General features: G+C 45.2%; 19 protein-coding genes. 14 read left to right on the top strand and 5 right to left on the bottom strand.

All coding sequences use genetic code 11. The features are described from left to right. The first annotated feature begins 85 nt into the window (after positions 1–85). Complete coding sequence (locus QUA01_RS17615) at positions 86–1168, top strand: adenylate/guanylate cyclase domain-containing protein (protein WP_194067691.1); 1083 nt, start codon at positions 86–88, stop codon at positions 1166–1168. Beyond that, entirely contained in the window at positions 1165–2412 is a 1248-nt protein-coding gene (locus tag QUA01_RS17610) for a URC4/urg3 family protein (RefSeq protein WP_333091316.1), read from the top strand. Before QUA01_RS17615 ends, QUA01_RS17610 begins: the two co-directional genes overlap by 4 nt. Positions 2413–2621: 209 nt before the next feature. Here the strand turns inward: QUA01_RS17610 and QUA01_RS17605 are convergent, their stop codons facing one another. After that, positions 2622–3194, bottom strand: a complete 573-nt coding sequence (locus tag QUA01_RS17605; protein WP_333091313.1) for a DUF4360 domain-containing protein — start codon at positions 3192–3194, stop codon at positions 2622–2624. 553 nt (positions 3195–3747) lie between these two features. Here QUA01_RS17605 and QUA01_RS17600 point away from each other — a divergent pair. Both QUA01_RS17600 and QUA01_RS17595 read left to right on the top strand, forming a co-directional pair. Next, positions 3748–4110: a uracil phosphoribosyltransferase gene (locus QUA01_RS17600; protein ID WP_333091312.1), complete on the top strand. Its 363-nt coding sequence runs from the start codon at positions 3748–3750 to the stop codon at positions 4108–4110. 408 nt (positions 4111–4518) lie between these two features. Then, on the top strand, positions 4519–4665 hold the full coding sequence (locus tag QUA01_RS17595) for a hypothetical protein (RefSeq protein ID WP_194067688.1): 147 nt from the start codon (positions 4519–4521) through the stop codon (positions 4663–4665). 307 nt (positions 4666–4972) lie between these two features. On the opposite strand, the gene QUA01_RS17590 is transcribed toward QUA01_RS17595, so the two are convergent. Together QUA01_RS17590 and QUA01_RS17585 are read right to left on the bottom strand one after the other, a co-directional pair. Next, positions 4973–6892 carry a hypothetical protein gene (locus QUA01_RS17590; RefSeq protein ID WP_333091311.1) on the bottom strand — a complete coding sequence of 640 codons (1920 nt, stop codon included), beginning with the start codon at positions 6890–6892 and terminating at the stop codon, positions 4973–4975. Between the two features lie 41 nt (positions 6893–6933). Beyond that, positions 6934–8355, bottom strand: coding sequence for a glycosyltransferase family 4 protein (locus tag QUA01_RS17585; RefSeq protein WP_333091309.1), 1422 nt, complete (start codon positions 8353–8355; stop codon positions 6934–6936). A gap of 75 nt (positions 8356–8430) precedes the next feature. Here QUA01_RS17585 and QUA01_RS17580 point away from each other — a divergent pair, with 75 nt between their 5' ends. Together QUA01_RS17580 and QUA01_RS17575 are read left to right on the top strand one after the other, a co-directional pair. Beyond that, a complete protein-coding gene (locus QUA01_RS17580) occupies positions 8431–8901 on the top strand; it encodes a tetratricopeptide repeat protein (RefSeq protein ID WP_333091306.1) in 471 nt (156 codons plus the stop codon). Positions 8902–9028: 127 nt separating this feature from the next. Further along, positions 9029–9985, top strand: coding sequence for a glycosyltransferase family 2 protein (locus QUA01_RS17575; protein WP_333091305.1), 957 nt, complete (start codon positions 9029–9031; stop codon positions 9983–9985). Positions 9986–9998: 13 nt separating this feature from the next. Here QUA01_RS17575 and QUA01_RS17570 read toward each other — a convergent pair whose 3' ends face one another. Beyond that, positions 9999–10280 (bottom strand): antibiotic biosynthesis monooxygenase, encoded by a 282-nt coding sequence (locus QUA01_RS17570; protein WP_333091304.1) that lies wholly within the window; start codon positions 10278–10280, stop codon positions 9999–10001. 207 nt (positions 10281–10487) lie between these two features. On the opposite strand from QUA01_RS17570, the gene QUA01_RS17565 reads away from it, so the two are divergent. Continuing rightward, positions 10488–11186, top strand: a complete 699-nt coding sequence (locus QUA01_RS17565; RefSeq protein ID WP_333113642.1) for a diacylglycerol/polyprenol kinase family protein — start codon at positions 10488–10490, stop codon at positions 11184–11186. A 366-nt stretch (positions 11187–11552) separates the two neighbouring features. Here the strand turns inward: QUA01_RS17565 and QUA01_RS17560 are convergent, their stop codons facing one another. Then, positions 11553–11702, bottom strand: coding sequence for an isochorismate synthase (locus tag QUA01_RS17560; protein ID WP_333091302.1), 150 nt, complete (start codon positions 11700–11702; stop codon positions 11553–11555). Between the two features lie 541 nt (positions 11703–12243). Here QUA01_RS17560 and QUA01_RS17555 point away from each other — a divergent pair. The 7 genes from QUA01_RS17555 to crn3 all read left to right on the top strand — a co-directional run bounded on the left by QUA01_RS17555 (position 12244) and on the right by crn3 (position 18910). After that, positions 12244–13647, top strand: a complete 1404-nt coding sequence (locus tag QUA01_RS17555) for a nicotinate phosphoribosyltransferase (protein WP_333091301.1) — start codon at positions 12244–12246, stop codon at positions 13645–13647. Between the two features lie 111 nt (positions 13648–13758). Beyond that, entirely contained in the window at positions 13759–14358 is a 600-nt protein-coding gene (locus QUA01_RS17550; RefSeq protein WP_333091299.1) for a nicotinate-nucleotide adenylyltransferase, read from the top strand. Further along, positions 14319–15068, top strand: a complete 750-nt coding sequence (locus QUA01_RS17545; protein ID WP_333091296.1) for an NUDIX hydrolase — start codon at positions 14319–14321, stop codon at positions 15066–15068. Before QUA01_RS17550 ends, QUA01_RS17545 begins: the two co-directional genes overlap by 40 nt. Before the next feature lie 404 nt (positions 15069–15472). Further along, positions 15473–15766, top strand: coding sequence for an isochorismate lyase (locus QUA01_RS17540; protein WP_194012145.1), 294 nt, complete (start codon positions 15473–15475; stop codon positions 15764–15766). Positions 15767–15854: 88 nt separating this feature from the next. Next, positions 15855–17588 (top strand): NAD+ synthase, encoded by a 1734-nt coding sequence (locus QUA01_RS17535; RefSeq protein WP_333091294.1) that lies wholly within the window; start codon positions 15855–15857, stop codon positions 17586–17588. Positions 17589–17607: 19 nt separating this feature from the next. Further along, complete coding sequence (locus tag QUA01_RS17530) at positions 17608–18537, top strand: DUF192 domain-containing protein (protein WP_333091293.1); 930 nt, start codon at positions 17608–17610, stop codon at positions 18535–18537. 43 nt (positions 18538–18580) lie between these two features. Continuing rightward, positions 18581–18910: a CRISPR-associated ring nuclease Crn3/Csx3 gene (gene crn3, locus QUA01_RS17525; RefSeq protein WP_333091291.1), complete on the top strand. Its 330-nt coding sequence runs from the start codon at positions 18581–18583 to the stop codon at positions 18908–18910. Positions 18911–18972: the final 62 nt, after the last annotated feature.

Genomic DNA, 18972 nt, shown 5'->3' with positions numbered 1-18972 from the left:
CCAAAGACGCGAACAATCGGGCGCGAACAATCGCGTCTTTGCCAAATAAAATTTATTGCTGGTCTTTGATCGGTCAGGGTAGGTTATGGCTAATTTGCGTTCTACTGTTATCGTAAAAACAGATATTTGCGGATATACCGTCCGAGTCAAAAAGTTATCTCAGTCCGAATTAAGTAGTTTGTTAAACGAGCATAAAAATTTTATTTCAGATATTACTATCAGAAATGAAGGCAGCATGATTAAAGGGGAAGGTGATTCATTTTGGATGATTTTTCCCAGCGTTACCGCAGCGGCGATGGCAGCCATAGAAATGCAGCAAGAATTGAGAGCTGAACAATCTAGTAAATCGAACGATGAACGATTGGCTATTCGCGTGTCGATTACCCTAGGAGATGTCTTGCACCAAGATAAAGATATCTTTGGCGATACAGTAAATTTAACAGCGCGGATAGAATCAGTAACTCCGCCGGATGAAATATATTTGTCCCAAGCAGCATGGCTGGCCCTCAACAAAGCAGAAGTGCAAACATCTTTTGTGAATGAGTTTTCTTTGAAAGGGATGAGCGAACCTGAAAAAGTTTACAAAGTTGACCAAAGTCACAAAACGCGAATAGTAGAAAATCAAGCAATAATCAAAGCTGATTTGAGAGGTTTTATTGCTTATCAAGAATCTAATTCTATTAAAGATGTTGAATATTTACTGACTAAATTCGATAACTTTGAAAAAACAATTTGTGAAGAATACGGCGGCACAATTCGGAGTATTGTTGGTGATTCGCACTTGTTAACTTTCCAGGAAGCTCACTCAGCCTTAGCGGCAATGGAAAGTTTGTGCGAGAATTGGAAACTGTTTATTCGTGGCAATCAAATACCTTGCGGCTTGTCGGTAGGAATTACTAAAGGAAATTTGTATATATTTCGGTCTTGCACTTACGGAAAAGATATTAACATCGCCGACAGGCTGGAAGATTTAAGTAAAATAATATCTCCGGCTACTGACAAAAATTCGGTGATAGTTTCCGACCGAATAAAACGCGAAGTCAGCGGCTCAAAGTGGGAGTACAAGCTGATCAAAATCGATAAAAATGCGATTTTAGATAATCTTTTAGATTACAGTCAGTTTGACTTTTTTCAAGAAAACGATGTTTATCGGTGTTTGATTGTATGAAGTTGAGCAAACTTGAACTAGAAACTGTACAATATCTGAAAACGCCGGCTGCGATTCGCCAAAAGTGCGATCGGCTTTTTAATTTAGCCTCCGAAAATAAACTACCCTACTTCCGCGTCGATTTATCCCAACTCGACAAAGCAGCAAATTATGTAATCGACACCACCCACCAACAGTATCCCGATTTTAACATTCCCTTTCACAGTCGCTGGCGGCATTTTGAAGCCGGCAACCTGCCGCGACTAGCCGAATTAGATGCAGCTTTAACAGAATTTTCACCCGTAGAACAAGCTAAGATCAAGTTTGATTTAGCAATTATCAGCGTTTTGCTTGATGCCGGTGCCGGTGCAGATTGGCAGTATTGCGAACCAGAAACAGGACAAATTTACCGCCGCTCAGAAGGGTTAGCAATAGCCAGTTTTCGGATGTTTTGTCAAGGTGTTTTTTCCAGCAATCCCGATTTTCCTTTTTCTGCTGATTCGCGGGGGCTTTCTCAATTAAAACTAGAAACTTTAGCTGCGGGATTTCAGGTAAGCCGAGACAATCCGCTAGTGGGTTTAAGCGGCAGATTAGAATTGTTGCAGCGTTTGGGGAAGGCGATTTGCCAGCATCGATTATTATTTGGTAGCGAAAACCCGCGTCCCGGCAATTTGGTACAATACTTGCTCGACAGTCGGGTTTCTGGAGTCAAAACTGTGAATGCTTCTGAAGTATTGAATGCTGTTTTGACAGGTTTTGAGGAGATTTGGCCGGGAAGATATGCCATTGGTGGGGTTAATTTAGGGGATGTTTGGCGGCATTCAGCTTTGGCGGGAGAAAATTTTGGAGATAACTTTGTGCCGTTTCACAAACTCTCGCAGTGGTTGACTTATTCGCTGTTGGAACCGCTGCAACAACTGGGTTTAGAAGTCGCAGGATTGGATGATTTAACGGGTTTGGCGGAGTATCGCAACGGTGGTTTGTGTTTGGATGTCGGGCTGCTGCGGGTAAAAGATGCGGCTGTTGGCGATCGTAGTTATTTGCCTGGTTCGGAAGTTATAGTGGAATGGCGATCGCTAACTGTGATTCTTTTAGATAAGATTGCCGCAACTATGCGAAAAAAGCTGCATTTGAGTGCGACAGAATTGCCGCTGGTGAAGATTTTGCAAGGGGGAACTTGGGCGGCGGGGCGAAAAATTGCCGGGGAATTGAGAGTCGGTGGAGTGCCGCCAATTCGGATTGAAAGTGACGGTACTGTGTTTTAAATAAGCCGAAATTAGGACACGGCAGTATCATAAGAAATTAGGACACGGCAGTGCCGTTTCCCTACGTCAGATTAATTGTAGGGAAATGGCACTGCCGTTTCCTCTATATCATTTCGGTACAACCGGAATTGATACAATTAGAGCATTGAAAAACCCGGTTTCGTAAAGAATCCGGGTCATCAGTGTTATCTGTTTTTTAGTGTTTCTGCTTAGTTGCAAGTGCGATATTTGACGTGATACACTAAACCGCGATGAGCTAAATCGAAGGAGTCAACGGTTGCCATGCCGGCACCGCGGGCTGTCATCGCAGCATTTACTCGCATATTTACACTGTCGCCGCAGCGAGACCAAACATTAGCTACAGTGGCTAAACTATCTCGAACGTTGTAGTTAGTTTCTCCGCTTAAATTCCGATTAAAAACTGGGCCGCGGCTTCCTGCAAAAAAGTATTCTGCTCGCAGGTTTCCTGTGGTTTTAGGAGCAATGTAGCCGCGGTAATCGGCATCGTAGATAGAAATTTGGAAGCCTTGGGGTACTTTGATGGGAATGCTCAGATTGCAGCTTTTCCGGGTTTCTGTTGAGACATTTCCTTGGGCTGCAAACTTATCAAATAGGATGGTGAGTTCTTGACCGTCGGGGCTGACACTGACGCTGGCGGAGCGGTCTGGGCAGCCGCTACCGCCGTAGCTGGCTCCTAATATTTGAACTGCAGGATTTGCCAAGGCGGGGCTGATAGAAGCGGCCATTAATGCTGTCGCCAGCAAGAGTTTTGCAAATTTCATGGATGTTCTCCTTAATGTTTTTTTGTTAGGACAACTCTGAAAAATTCAAGGAATATTGAGGCGATGCCTTTCTATTTAGGAGATGGCAAGCCTTTACTGAAAAGGCAGTCAGTTTCTGACTGAGAGCTAGATATCTGTATTTAGCTCGGGGCTTTTTCGAGTAGCATTAATTTATGTATTAATGCTTGTTGTGTCCTGATACTTTCTAATATTCATTTCATTCAAAGAGTGTTCCGGAAGATTTGAGCGAATAATATTCATCGTTTTTATGAGGCTTTGTGGGGAACAAAGTTCTGATTTTTGGGTCGGCGCTGCGCTAGGAGGTATTTGTTGGACGACGAATTATATGCCTTCGCTATTGGCTGAGAAAAGATGCTTTAATTCGGGAATTAGAACTGCTGGATTTGTAGTAAAAGGCTCTGTCTGCTAGTGGCGAAGGAGGAAAAGGTGACGATATTCGTATTTTCCGGCAGATTCAGAAGATGATAATTATCTTCAGAGAAACCGCAGATATCGGGCTGATGCAACACCGATTGACGCAGATAATTTCAAGGTGTTTTGCAATTTTTGCTATTTAAGTTTATTGGTTTGTACCGCGATCGCACTACTCAGGTGGTGGGCTCGTCTTTCTGTCACAGTTCCCCTGGATATCGAACCGCGAGATGTTTTAATTGTCGATCGGATGCTGGCTGCTGGTAACTCAGCAGTGGCTGCTGTGGATCGGCTTAAAGAAGTTAATCCGAAGTCTATTAAATTTTTGTGCTCGCTGGCTGCGCCGGAGGGAGTTGAATACCTTCATCAACAGCACTCTGACGTGCAGATTTATACGGCTGCTGTTGATGAGCGTTTGGACGATCGCAATTATATTGTACCGGGACTCGTCCATGCGGGCGATCGGCTTTACGGCACTATTTGAATTGAATCAAATTATTTTCTGCTGTATATACCAATACATTCATTGTAAAATAAGTTTACTCACACAACTATTACTTTGATTCTGTTATACAATGTAATTTATAAAGTTTTAATGTCAGGGAAAATCTATATGTATAGCCTTTATCAAAAAGATGATGTACTATCCGGTATAGGGCATAGGGCATAGGGCATAGGGCATACCTCACTTTTTAGATAACCGCTATAGCAATATTTGTATGGTTTTTGATGTGGAATTCATAAATTGCATTATCTATATGTATTTACTGCATTTGAACGTAAAAATTTATGCTTTTAGTGTAACTAATGACAGGATTTAGTAGATAAAATAGATGTATGATGCTAATCGCTGGCGATCGACTAATAACATTTTTTGTAAGAGGAAAAAAGAATGGAGACTACAGTACATAAGGAAGCCCCACATCAGCCTGCTGAGGAAGTGAAAGTTAACAGCATCAACAGTGTGGAGTTTGAGCTTTGGGCGAAAGCTGTGAAGCAACAGATGATTGCAGCACTTTCTAAAAAGGGCGGAATGTAATATCTCTGGCTGTTGTTGGCGCGAGTTGTGTAAATTGAATTAAGAAAATTGCTCTCTGTATTTTTTTCCGAAATTGATCGGGGGATTGGGACAAAAGAGCGAACATTAGTCCGCACTACGAAGCACATCTTTACAGTTCGTAGTGCGGACTAATGTTCGCAGTTTAAGAGCGGACTAAAGTCCGCACTACGAACCAGATATTTACGAACCACATTTTTACTAACTACATCTTATTGTTGTCAATCGATGGGACATGATATCAAGAGTGTGTCTTAGATTGTTTCCCAGCAGAATGCTTTTTGCCTGATTACGATCGCTTGTCAACGGCCGCCAGCAAGCGCAGACTTCCGTCTTGAATCTGCACCGCTTTCACCGTTCCGACAGCGACTCTTTGTTGACCGTTAGCCATCGCTACCTCAATTTTAATCTTGGGGTCAGCCTGCAAGCCCAGCCGCCCCCAGAGCCATTTAATTTGAGTATCGGGAAAAGAGCGCACTTCTACATCTGGAAAGGGCGAATTAACCCAGCGGATGCCGTCGTAAAAACTCGCTACTTGCACCTGATACCAAACTTGTTCTGGGGTCAATTTTAACTCGCTTTTGGCTGCGGGTTCCAGCCAGTCAGCAGGGTTGATATTGTTAATTAATGTAGCAGAACCCATAATTTGACTTTTGTGGTCTCCTAAAGTTTGGGCCAGAGAAACTGCTTCATCAAGTTTATTGACCAAATTCCGAATTCGACTTCTAGTTTCGCTGTCGGTATCTGATTGCTGGTCGAGCCAATTCATCGCTTCGCGAGTTCCGTCTTGAGAGGCTAAAATCAGAGCGCCCCAAGCCTTGACATCGCCGTCCGCGGCATTGACTCGCAAGGCGGCATCTACGCGGTTCATAATCCGCCCGCCGTCATTTTTGAGGGTTGTGGCAATTTCGTGACTGTTGCTGGGATCGGCTTCAAATACTTGCAAAGCTTCACTCCAGCGGCCGTCGATCAATTCTGCGAGCACTTGTTGGCCGGGACTGGCCCAAGATGCGATCGCCTGAGCACGAGTAATTTTAGCGTGAAATTCGATCGTTTCTAGTTGAGCTTGCGCGAGTGCGGGCCAATTTTTGCCGGCTTTACCCTTAGCAATACGCATGACATTTAATCCTGGAGACCACAGCCCACTTTTTGCCAATCGCAGCCCGTTTTTATAAGTCTCGTCATTCAAGGCAAATTCTTCTAAAGAAATCGGAGTTAACTGAACTGGGTTCGGCACAAATTTGCGCGGGCCAATTTGATAAAGGGTAAATTGCGGCTCTAAACCAACTGTTTGGTCGATCGCCAATTGCGGATTTGAACCCTTCACAATTTGCTGCCAATTCGGCGGTTGTCCGGCCACACTCACCCAATCCAACAGCGAGATTAAATGATTTTGGCTGGGGTTGTAGCGAATGACTTGTCCGTAGGGAATTTTCTTGTCGCCGCGCACCAGTTTACCGCTGACATTAAACCAAATACCTTCGGCGGGGGGCTTGCCGTCAAAGCGGCGCAGTTCTGTTAGGGGTAGCGACTGATTGGAGGCTTGATTGTCGGACTGGGAGTCAGCTAAAGAAGCAATCACAAAAGATTCGGCAGGGCCTTCTACACTCACAGAACTTGCTAACTGAAAATACTGCTCTTTATCGGAATCGCGATCGGGAAGCTGCACCCGCTTGTACACCCGAAGTTCAACAATTTGACGGCAAGGATTTTTGCAAACAGTAGAAGCATTAACTGTCCTTTCTACCATCACCGGCAACAGTAAATCGGCAATAGAATTATCTGCAGATTTCTCGACGGGAAGCGGTAGGGGTTCGCCGGTTATGAAGCCCAATTTGCGGATGCTGGCTTTGATTTGAGCCAGAGTTTGGATGGAATCTCTGCTACCGGTAGGCAGGCGCGACCATCCAGGGACAAACTGAGAGACCAACCTGTTACCGTTGGGATCGACAATTAGCTGGTAACTCAGCCAAGCGCCGCCTCCCATCAAAGCGGAACAGCCGCACAAGATGCCGAGGGCTGTCAAATTAGCTACGAGTCTTTTCCAGGGATATCTGGCGCGAGTTGGGGAAGGAAGTAGGGGAAGCTGGGAGTCTTGAAGTTTTTTGGGGCGACGATTGCGGCGGCGTCTTGTCGGAGGAGGAGGAGCAACTTTTGAATTTTCTGGGGGTTTGACTCGGCGTTTCGAGGGGTTAATTTTGTGTTCCATCGTCCGTCCAATTTTAGAATTTAGATTTTAGAATTTCGAGTTTAAAGTTGCAATAGTCGATCGTACTGCCGACCTATGATATCCCAGGTGTATTGACTTTCAACGAGGGCGCGCGCGCTTTCGGACAACTCTTGTCGCTGTTGCTGACTTTCAAACAAACTGGTAATCGCCTCAACATACTCCTGAACTTTGTTCGCCCGCAAGGCCCTTGTCGGTTGTGCGCCGCCACCGAGGGCTAAACCCTCCAAACCTCGATCGCTCGCCACCACGGGAGTTCCCGCAGCCATCGCCTCCAAAGTTTTATTTTTAATCCCGAAACCAATCCTCATCGGCACCACACAAACTGCAGCCTGATGCAAATATTCTGCCACCCTTTGCACCCGACCTACTACTTGAATTCCTTGGAGTTTCCCCAAGGCGAGCACTTCCGGGACTGGCGAAGCCCCGACTAGAGTGAGGGTAGCATCGGGATATCGATGCTGCAAGGAAGGCAATATTTGCAAACTGAGAAATCTGGCGGCGTCAATATTGGGCAAATTGTTCATTGCGCCTGCAAAGATTAAGGTGTGTCCTCCCGGATCGATCGACCGGTACGGAAATTCTGTCAAATCCACGCCGTTAGGAATGACATCAATCGGAGGCACAAAAAAATCTGGTTTTTCTCCGAGTCTTCCCGCTGGCGACAGCAATTCTAGGAGTTGCTGCTTGTCTGTGGATGTGGTGGCGACAATGCGGGAAAATTTGGCACAGTAGCGTCTTTCGTAGCGGGCGAGTAGCGGCAAATTTAGTCGATCGCGCAGAGGTTTTTGGGAAGTGCCGGTGATTAACATTTCCCTACAAGTTCCCCAAACCGAACTGTGAATATTGACCACTGTCAGCAGTTTTTGTCGCCATTCTGGACGCACGTAAATCTCGTTAACGCTGTGTTCGCAGGTAACAGCATCGCATTTCCCTGCAGCTACCAAATCGTCAGCCCAATTCTGCATTGCTTGAGAGTAGCTTGAGAGCACGTTTGGAGGTGTCCCGGATAACACAAATTGACTGAATCTGTGGAATTTTCCGAGTATTTCAGAGAACCCCCCCTCAGTCCACCCCTTAACAAGGGGGGGAGGCAAGAAGCCCTCCTCAAGCCCCTGATTGAGTCTTAGCCCTCCCTTTGCAAGGGGAAATTGGGGGGGTGCAATGGGAGGCAAGAATCCTTCCTTAGTCTCCTGATTGAGTCTTAGCCCCCCCTTAGCAAGGGGGGGTTGGGGGGGTATCTGCGGGTGGGGAAAAACTGCCAATTCTGTCACTTGCCCTCGCAATGCGTCGATTTGTGCGTCGGTGACATCGGGCGATCGCACAGTGCCGAGAATTACATCATGCCGCCGGCTCAAGTATTGTAATAAATTAAAAGTCCTTACCTGAGTTCCTCCCCGGCTTGGCGGGTAGGGAAAAGTCGAGGAAAGTATCAAAATTTGCATGGGATATTGGATAAATCAAATTGCCGCTGTCGCGATAAGATTGACGGATAAAACTTTTTTAACAATCTTCTCACTATGGACGAATTATCTATCAAAGCGCTGCTCCAAGACTTAAAAAATTCCGAAGAAAGCGTGCGCGATCGGGCAACTACAGAACTCTGGCGGACTTGGTTTAACCAGAAGGGTGATTATGGGATGCAAATTCTCAGGCGATCGCAAGTTTCGCTAAGTGCCGGCGATGTTCGCCACGCTTTGGATTTGCTGACGAAACTGATTGCTCAATCGCCTGATTTTGCTGAAGCTTGGAATCGGCGCGCCGTACTTCACTATACCCAAGGAAATTATAAAAAGTCGATTCACGATTGCGAAATTGTCCTCAAATTGAACCCGGTACATTTTGGGGCGCTGCACGGTCTTGGTTTGTGCTACGCTGCCTTGGGAGAATACACGAGTGCTATTCAAGCTTTTCGCCGCGCTTTGGAAATTCAACCCTTTGCTTTGGTGAATCAAAAGTTAATTCTTGAATGTACGGCTCGTTTGAGTTAAAATCAACTGTCCCGGGAGCGAAATCTGTTAATACCAATAGGTAAAAAACTCTGCGATTGCGGGCAAATTTTTAATCGGTATTGTTGTCACTTTTTAGAAGCTCAAATCTCAAATCTCAAATCTAAAATTGTCTAAAGTACCCAAAATTAGCGTTTGCATTCCTACTTGCAATCGAGTGCATTTGCTGGCTAGTGCGATCGCCAGCGTGTTAGATCAAACTTATACAGATTTTGAATTAATTGTCTGCGATGACGGCTCGACTGACAGCACTCCGCTGTTAATGTCAGAATTTGTAGGGCCAGGAATTCGCTACATTCGTCACCTGCAGAATATCGGTAAAAGTAATAATATGCGATCGGGCTTTGCGGTGGCAAGGGGCGAATATTTTATCAAATTTGACGATGACGATCGCCTGAGAGCGCAATTTCTGGAGCGGACATCTGCTATTTTAGATAAAGACCCCAGCATTGATTTTGTCAGTACCGATCACTGGGCGATCGACATTCACAACAATATTGACGAAGCCGAGACTAAACTGAATTCGCAGCGGTGGGGCCGCACCGATTTATCCGCTGGAATTATTGAAGATTTGCTCTCGACAGTTTTTCTGAGACAGAGTTTGCAAATAGGGGCGACTTTGTTTCGCCGCCCCGCGCTGCAAGAAGTAGGATTTCTGCGGCCGAATTTGCAAAACTGTGAAGATAACGATTTGTTTGTGAGACTTGCAATTGCGAACAAAAAATGCTATTACTTGCCAGAGTTATTGATGGAGTATCGATTTCATGCAGAACAACAAGGAGTCGATCGGGCAATTCCGTATTTGAGCGATAAATTGCGCTATTTGACCGGCTACGAATTTGAGTCAGAGCAGCTCGAAACAGTCAGGCTCAAAAGGCTCGCGGAAACTCAATTAGCGCTTGGTTTGCGGCTGATTGAGGTGGGTGAAACTGCAAAAGGGCGACAAATGGTGCAGGCTGGAAAGTCTTTTTCTGAGGCGAAGATGTGGGCGGGTTTGGGATTGTCGCTGCTACCCGTGGAGTTGCGTCCCAGGGCGTTTAAGTTTGTGCGGCAGTTGATAAAATAACCATCAATCAGAGTTATAAGACTCCTGACTCTAATAGCTCTAAATATACAAACTCAGGAGCTTTAACTCCCGCTTCTTCTCTAATTTTCACCAGTCTCGGAGACTCAAAAAATGCCCTGGCATCTGCTATTGATGTCCACGCGGAAAAATGAACAATTTTGTTGGGTTCATTTTCATAATTCAAGATTTGATACGATCGCTCGCCAGCTTCTTTTCGGATGCTTTCAGCCCGATCGAATACCTGTTTCCAAGCTTCATAGTTTTCTACTTCATGAATGATTAATACATATTGCATAGCAATCAGATTCTCTGAGCCTCTCAAAACTTCAAACGACTAATTTGATTAGACTAACTCACTTTATCTCCAAAGCCGAGCACAGGAGAGCGACTAAATTATACCGTAGTGACGGTAGAAAATCCTGCCAACACCGAACAGAGCGATCGCGCTTTCCACTAAAGTAGTAAACAGTGCCTGATGTAAATAAGTGTTTCCTAAATTATCGTGTCTATATTTTCTGAAATTCCCACTGTGTGGTTGCAAATTTCCCTCGTGGGAGCCTGGTTGGGTGTGATTTTATTGGTAGCTGAGGGGTTAAACCGCTTGACTTCTGTGGGTGCAGAGGTATCCCGGAAGGTGGTTCACATCGGTACTGGGAACGTGATTTTGCTGGCTTGGTGGCTGCAAATACCGGGCTGGGTGGGAATTTCGGCGGGGGTTTTAGCAGGTGCGATCGCCCTAATTTCCTACCAACTGCCGATTTTGCCCAGTCTTAACAGTATCAACCGCAAAAGTTTCGGGACTTTTTTCTATGCTGTGAGTATTAGCGTTCTCGTCGCTTGGTTTTGGCCGCTGCAACATCAGGAATACGCAGCTTTGGGCATTTTAGTGATGGCTTGGGGGGACGGATTGGCTGCTGTCATCGGTCAAAAATACGGCAAACATATTTATCGAGTTTGGGGAATCCAGAAGAGTTGGGAAGGTTCTGCAACTATGTATTTGGTGAGTTTTGCAGTTAGCAGTTTGATTTTGCTAACTGCTGGCGGCAATATTTGGCAAACTTTGGTTGTGTCGGCTATTGTGGCTTTGGTTGCTGCTACTTTGGAGTCGGTTTCTAAGTTGGGAATTGATAATTTGACTGTACCGATTGGCAGTGCGGCGATCGCCTTTTTCCTCAATCAATTTTGGGTAATTGGTTCCTAGTCAGGACTTGGGTTCCGATCGAACTCAAAACACCAACGCCACCAATAAGCTGTTGCTCATATAGATTGTGTATAGCGATTGAGGGGAGAGGGGGAGAAGGGGAGAGGGAGAGGGGGAGAGGGGGAGAAGCGCCCTTCGGCTTCGCTCAGGGTAAAGAGGGGGAGAGGATTTGACTATTTTTGATTGTCATCAAAATATACAATGTTTATTTGCACAACAGCTTATCTATTTTTCACAGCAAAATCCCAGCCAAACACAGTTTAGCTGGGAAAAATTGAACATATTTAAAAGTAGTCGAAAAACTTGGCGCTGTTGATTGAGGCAAATGTCTTTGCTTACCTCGCTAGAAACTACCCGATCGCCCGATCACGGGTCTTTTTTATGGCCTTTGGGTGGGGTACCTTCAAAAGGCTGAACTCCTGTATTGGGATAATCGTCATCGTTCCGTTTAAAAATTCTCATCGCGGCTTCGGAAACGTAACGCATCGCATCTGCCAAAGATTTAGAAAGATTCATTACATCCGCCTCTCTTGTCATTGCTTCTGATACTTTTTATATTACTATTAATTTCGGTCTTGGGGTTTCTTTAGCAATATTTGTTTGAATTACTTATTAGTCCGCAACATCGAAGCAACCTGAAGCTTTTAAGATAGTCCAAGACGCAAAAAACGCGGTTTCTCTGAAAAATCTTCGCTCGATCCGAGAAATGCTTGATTCAGAAACCGGGTTTTTGACCCCGCATGCGTCCAGGAATGTAAAAATTGCGGAGCTTGGACGATCGCCCTCAAACCCCAAAAATACTTTCCCAAAAACTCCCGATGCACCCGCGCCTTTCTAAATCAACACGATCGCGCGCTGCACACCCTACAAACTCAAATTGGCTGTTTTTATTAAAAATACCATAATCTTAATCCGCAAATTAACCTGAAACCCTCTATGCAAGAGCGCAATCAAGAAAAAAGCAATATAGTATCAGCAATCTTTATCAAAGATTTACAAAAAGATATGGTGTTTATCACTATAATTAAATAAATAAGTTTGTCCGGGGTTTTTCGCTATGAAAACTGCGACAGAAAGCCTGCACCTCACAGGTTTTGAGAAAATCTTAGAAGACCAGGAACTGACCGTTTCCCCAGCAGATTACAGCCTGTTGACCGATCTCTACCAGCTAACGATGACGGCTTGTTATGTCGGGGAAGCGATCGACGATCGCCCTGCGAGTTTTGAATTATTCGCCCGCCGGCTACCAGAGGGTTTTGGCTATGCGATCGCGATGGGCTTGGCTCAAGTTCTCGACTATCTGGAGAAATTTCGGTTTTCCCAGTCGCAAATTCAAGCTTTGCAGTCCACTGGGATTTTTGCAGGTGCGCCGGAGCGATTTTGGACTTTACTCGCCACAGCTCGCTTTACTGGCGATGTTTGGGCGGTTGCGGAGGGGACGGCGGTATTTGCCAATGAGCCGCTGCTGCGAATTGAGGCTCCTCTGTGGCAGGCTCAGTTGGTGGAAACTTATTTGTTGAATGCGATAAATTATCAAACTTTGATTGCGACGCGGGCTGCACGGCTCCGGGATGTGGCGGGCCCTGACGCTAAGTTGCTGGAATTCGGGACGCGCAGGGCTTTTGGGCCGCAAGCTGCTGTGTGGGCGGCGAGGGCTGCTCTGGCTGCTGGGTTCGACGGAACTTCTAATGTTTTGGCTGCTTTGAAGTTGGGCCGCAAACCTGTAGGTACTATGGCTCATGCTTTGGTAATGGCTGTGGCAGCCCTCGAAGGTAGCGAGAATCAGGCGTTTGCAGCTTTTCACCGCTGTTTTCCGGGGGCACCACTCCTGATCGATACTTATAATACTGTGGCAGCGGCGCGGATCTTGGCCGATCGAGTAAACAGCGGTGAAATGCAGTTGGAAGGCGTGCGGCTGGATTCGGGTGATTTGGCGGTGCTGTCTCGGGAAGTTCGATCGATCCTGCCTGGGGTTCCAATTTTTGCTAGCGGCGATTTGGACGATCGAGAAATTGCTAAATTAAAAAGTGCGGGTGCTTGCATTGACGGTTACGGTTTGGGAACCAAGTTGGTGAGCGGTTCCCCTGTGAACGGTGTTTATAAGTTGGTGGAAATTGACGGGATTCCGGTGATGAAAGAGGCAAGCGACAAGGTAACATATCCCGGAAAAAAGCAAATTTTTAGACATATTGAAAATGGGCAAATTCTCGGAGATTGTTTGGGATTGTCGGGAGAAAATATTAATAATTGCGATTCTCATATACCATTAATGAAATTGGTTGTCAAGGACGGCAAACGAGTGCAAAAGCCTGAAAGTTTGGACGATATCGCGAAACGAACTGCTGCTTCTGTCGCCAGTCTTCGCCCCGAAACTCGCCAACTTGACAACCCGATTTCGCTGCAGGTGGAAATTTCTACAGATTTGCATAGTCTCACCCAAAAAACGAAAAAGAGTCATTAGTCATTAGTCAGTAGTCAGTAGTCATTAGTCAGTAGTCATTAGTCAACAGTCATCAATCAACAGTCAACAGTCAACAGTCAACAGTCAACAGTCAACAATTACCGATTCCCTATGCAGAAGATTGCTCTTTTTGGAACCAGTGCCGATCCACCCACAGCAGGACACAAAACAATTCTGAGTTGGCTTTCTCAACATTTTGATTGGGTAGCAGTTTGGGCATCGGACAATCCTTTTAAGTCGCACCAAACTTCTCTAGAACACCGATCGGCAATGCTGCTGTTAATGATTCAAGAAATTAATTCGCCGAGACACAATCTTTGCTTGCATCCAGAACTCAGCAGTCCGAGGACGGTGGAAACCGTGGAACAAGCAAGATTGCTGTGGCCTAATGCAGATTTGACACTGGTAATCGGTTCTGATTTAGTGGGGCAACTGTCTCGCTGGTACAAATTTGAAGAATTGTTAAAACAAGTTGATCTGCTGATAGTACCGCGACCCGGTTATCCATCAGAGCAAATAGATTTGTGGCAGTTGAGGCGCATGGGTGCAGAGGTGGCGATCGCATCTTTGAGTGGTCCCAATGTTTCTTCTACCTTCTATCGCGAAACAGGAGACACCCAAGCCCTGACTCCGACCATCGAAGATTACATAAATAGGGAGCATTTGTACGCATGGCACGAGGCACAAAAAAGAGCGAAGGTTGCTCATTAGCTGACTTTAAAGTAGGAGTAGATAATGTGATTTTCTCCGTCGATACCGTGCAGAACCGCTTGTTGGTGCTGTTGGTAATGCGGCAAGACGAACCGTTTATCGACTGTTGGAGTCTTCCCGGTACTTTGGTGCGACACGGAGAGTCTCTCGAACAAGCAGCTTACCGAATTTTGTCTGAAAAAATCCGGGTTAAAAATTTGTATTTGGAGCAACTGTATACTTTTGGAGAAGCGGGGCGCGATCCTCGGGAATTTACCAGGGGCGATCGCTATCTTTCGGTGAGTTATTTTGCTTTGGTTCGGTTTGAAGAAGCTGAATTAATTGCTGGGAGTGTAGTTGCCGGTGTCAGCCACCGCGTCGGCGGCATTGCTTGGTATCCCGTCCAACAAGTTCCTAAGCTAGCTTTCGATCACAATCAAATTCTCGAATACGGATACCGGCGACTGCGTAACAAACTTGAATACAGTCCCGTAGCTTTTGAAGTTTTGCCGGAGCTTTTTACCTTGAGCGATTTGTATCAACTCTATACTACTATTTTAGGAGAAAATTTTTCGGATTATTCTAATTTTAGAGCTAGATTGTTGAAATTGGGTTTTTTATGCGACACCAAAGTTAAAGTTTCGCGGGGGGCCGGCCGCCCTGCTAGTTTGTACCGCTTTGATGCGGCAGCTTTTGCTCCTTTCAAAAATAAGCCACTGGTGTTTATCTAAATGTTTCTTGGATGACAAAGCCCAAAAACGACAGCCCCCGACTTATAGCCTTTTTCAAAAAGGTGAGAAGTATTTGTATGGTGTGTGGCTATCCAAAATTATGCCGTTCGTAATGCGGGCGACCGTCCGCACTGCGAACCTTTAGGAACCTTGCTGATTGCGGTCAATCGAACGGACAGGATATTACTTATCGGGAAGAATAAACGAGCCTAACAATTGTTTTGTTCCGCGAGTTTTGAAAAATGATATTAAGTAGTGGAAAGCCTAATTTTCAATTCTTGTTCAATGTCCCAGATTCATCTATGGAATCAATCTAAAATTCTTCAATCTAAAATCTAAAATAGACTGACATTCGGGGATCGATTTAGTAAGATAAGAATAGAAGCTATGAAGGAGTGACGGTTATGAAAGACCCTGATGAATGCGCCAATATTCACGAAGTGCGGGAGGAAATCGATATTATCGATCGAGAAGTGATCGACGCTTTGAGCAAGAGATTTAAATACGTCATCGCAGCAGCAAGGTTCAAAACGAGTGAAGCTAACGTTAGAGCAGCCGATCGCTTTCATGATATGTTACAGCAGCGGCGCGAGTGGGCTAAAGAATCGGGTTTGAACCCTGATGTGGTAGAAAATATTTACCGCGATTTGGTAAATTATTATATTGAAGAAGAGTTGAAACATTACAAGTCTGACTAATGCTTCCCTAAATTCACATCTAGAACTATTAGGAAATTGAGTCCGCGCCGGCGGACTGTTAGCAATATTTATGAGGTGAATTGGTAATATGAAAATTGCGATCGCACAACTCAACCCTACTATTGGTGATATCTTGGGCAACTCCAATCTAATTCTGGAGTGTGCGAAAAAAGCCAGGGTGGAAGGTGCAAATTTATTGCTAACACCGGAACTTTCTCTGATTGGTTATCCGCCGCGCGATTTATTGATCGAACCGAGTTTTATTGCAGCCGCCGCCGCACAGTTGCAGCACCTGGCGCAGAATTTGCCGCCGGATTTGACGGTTGTAGTCGGTACTGTCGTACCTAATGCTCATGCTGTTCAATTAGGCGGAAAAGCATTGTTTAACAGCGCTGTTTTGTTGCAAGATGGTGCTATTAAACAAGTTTTTCATAAACGCTTGTTGCCTACTTATGATGTATTTGATGAAGATAGATATTTTGAACCGGGAGAAAGTAGCAATTACTTTACTATTGGCGAGTTGAAAATTGGCGTGACAATTTGTGAAGATTTGTGGAACGATCGGGAGTTTTGGGGTAAACGCAGTTACTCGGGCGATCCGATTGCTGATTTGGCAAAAATGGAGGTGGATTTGGTGGTAAATTTGTCGGCATCGCCATATTCTGTTGGGAAGCGGAAAGTGCGATCGGCGATGTTGCAGCATAGTGTCATTCGCTGGGGAATACCGATTGTTTACGCTAATCAGGTAGGGGGAAATGATGATATTATTTTTGATGGCAGCAGTTTGGCGGTGAATCGAAAGGGTGATTTGATTCAGGTGTTGAATTCTTTTGAAACGGATTTTGCCGTGCTGGAATATCACGAAAAAAAACAAGATTTAATTAGCAGCGGGAAGGGGCAAAATTCCAGTTTTGCAACTGATTTAAGTTTCGATCCGCCCTTGGAAGATCCAGAAATTTGGGCTGCTTTGGTTTTGGGAGTGCGAGATTATGTTCGCAAGTGCGGTTTTTCTAAGGTTGTACTCGGTTTGAGTGGCGGGATAGATTCGGCTTTGGTTGCGGCGATCGCCAGTTGCGCGATCGGGCCCGAAAATGTTTTAGGGGTATTAATGCCTTCTCCTTACAGTTCGGATCATTCGGTTAATGATGCTTTGGAATTAGCCCGAAATCTGGGTATGGCGATCGAACTGTTGCCGATCGGCGACTTGATGAAATCCTACGATCGCACTCTCGCCGATTTGTTTGTCAATACAACTTTCGGGATTGCTGAGGAAAATATTCAATCCCGGATTCGAGGTAATCTGTTGATGGCAATTTCTAATAAGTTCGGACATTTGCTGCTTTCCACTGGTAATAAATCAGAAATGTCGGTGGGTTACTGCACTCTCTACGGCGATATGAATGGCGGATTGGCGGTAATTTCTGACGTGCAGAAAAGTCAAGTTTATTCGCTTTGTCGGTGGCTGAATGCTGGCGGATATGCAGGGAAAGTGCCTCCATCTCCTTCCCCTAATAAAAAAATAATTCCGGTTAATATTATTAGTAAAGCCCCTAGTGCTGAACTGAAACCTGGACAAGTTGACCGAGATTCTTTGCCGGATTATGATATTTTGGATGATATCTTGCAGCGATCGATCGAATATCACCAATCTGTCTCAGAAATTGTGGCGGCGGGACACGATGCAGCGGTGGTTAAATTTGTAGTAAAATTAGTCAGGCAATCGGAGTTTAAACGGCGACAAGCAGCCCCTGGCTTGAAAATTAGCGATCGAGCTTTTGGTACCGGTTGGCGAATGCCGATCGCCAAAGCTTCCTTTTATTAAAGCCATCATTAAAAACTAAATGGTTAACATCGGCGGTACTTTCGGCTTCGATTTTCTCCTAGGAAGCCCCAGCAGCGATACGATTAGAGGATTTGCAGGTAATGATACGATTCAAGGTTTGGCGGGAAATGACCTGATTTTTGGCGATCGCGACAATGACTTGCTCGCGGGAAATGAAGGTGCTGATACCCTGTTCGGAGGTCTTTCAAACGATACAATCTATGGAGGACAAGATTCGGATTGGATTAATGGCGATCGGGGTAGCGATTTACTAATCGGCGGTGAAGGTAAGGATATCTTGACAGGAGGCGCGGGCGATGATTTATTTGTGATTGACACAACTTCCGCCGCACCTACTATTAATGAAGCTGATGTAATTACAGATTTTGGCAGCGGCAATGATAAAATTGTCTTGACTGATAACATAAAGTTTAGCGATTTGAACATTTTTGTTTCAGACAACCAAACTGTTATGCAAAATAAAAATTCTGGCAACTATTTAGGAGTTGTTTCGGGAAACCCTAATCTGACTGAATCCAACTTTATTGCGCTGTTTGGCGGACTAGATATGGGTCAGCTTTTGCCAATTTCGGTTAACACGATTATAGCCGATCGCGCGATCGGACTGGAAGTGGCGAAAACTCCCCAAGAACAAGCGACAGGTTTAATGTTTCGCACAGAATTGCCAGACGACAGGGGAATGCTTTTCCCCATCGAACCCGCGCGAAACGTGCGTTTTTGGATGAAAAACGTGTTTATTGAGCTCGATATGGTTTTTCTGCGGGAAGGCGTAGTGCAGGCGATAATTCCTAACGTACCGCCGTGTTTGAGCGAAACCTGCCCCAACTACGGCCCGGATGTTCCCGTTGACGGAGTTATTGAACTCAGAGGCGGAAGGGCGGCCCAATTGGGACTCAAAGTTGGCGATCGGATTCCCAATTTACCCTAAAAAGCATATTATTTTACACAGCATTCAACATTATGTGCGTCCCATGAATCCTATTGAATTAAAAATCATCCCCAATCAAACTCAAGACGGTTTAGCTTACCAACATTTGCGTTTGCGAATTGCCACTCAAGATGGTATTATCACACCCGATGATTTACAAGGTTTGAAAATTCCCGAAGGCGTTCAATTCAGCCAAGGAATTGTCATTGAAGGTAGAGGAGCTATTTGGCTGTACGGGTATTTAGTGCACGAATGCCATCCTGCAGCTTGGGTTGGATGTTACGATCCGCGATTGGAAGGTGCGGTGGTGGTAGCAACTCACAAGCACGAAGTATTAGTCGGACAGGTATTGAAATTGAGTTTGCCAAATTAATAAATTAGATAATGTTGGGTAAATTACCCTTAGTATTTATAGGGGCGGGTTTTACCAACAAT

This window comes from Microcoleus sp. S36a_B3, from assembly GCF_036700745.1.
In the GTDB taxonomy this organism is placed as follows: Bacteria; Cyanobacteriota; Cyanobacteriia; order Cyanobacteriales; family Microcoleaceae; genus Microcoleus.
This window is presented reverse-complemented; position numbering and strand designations above follow the sequence as displayed.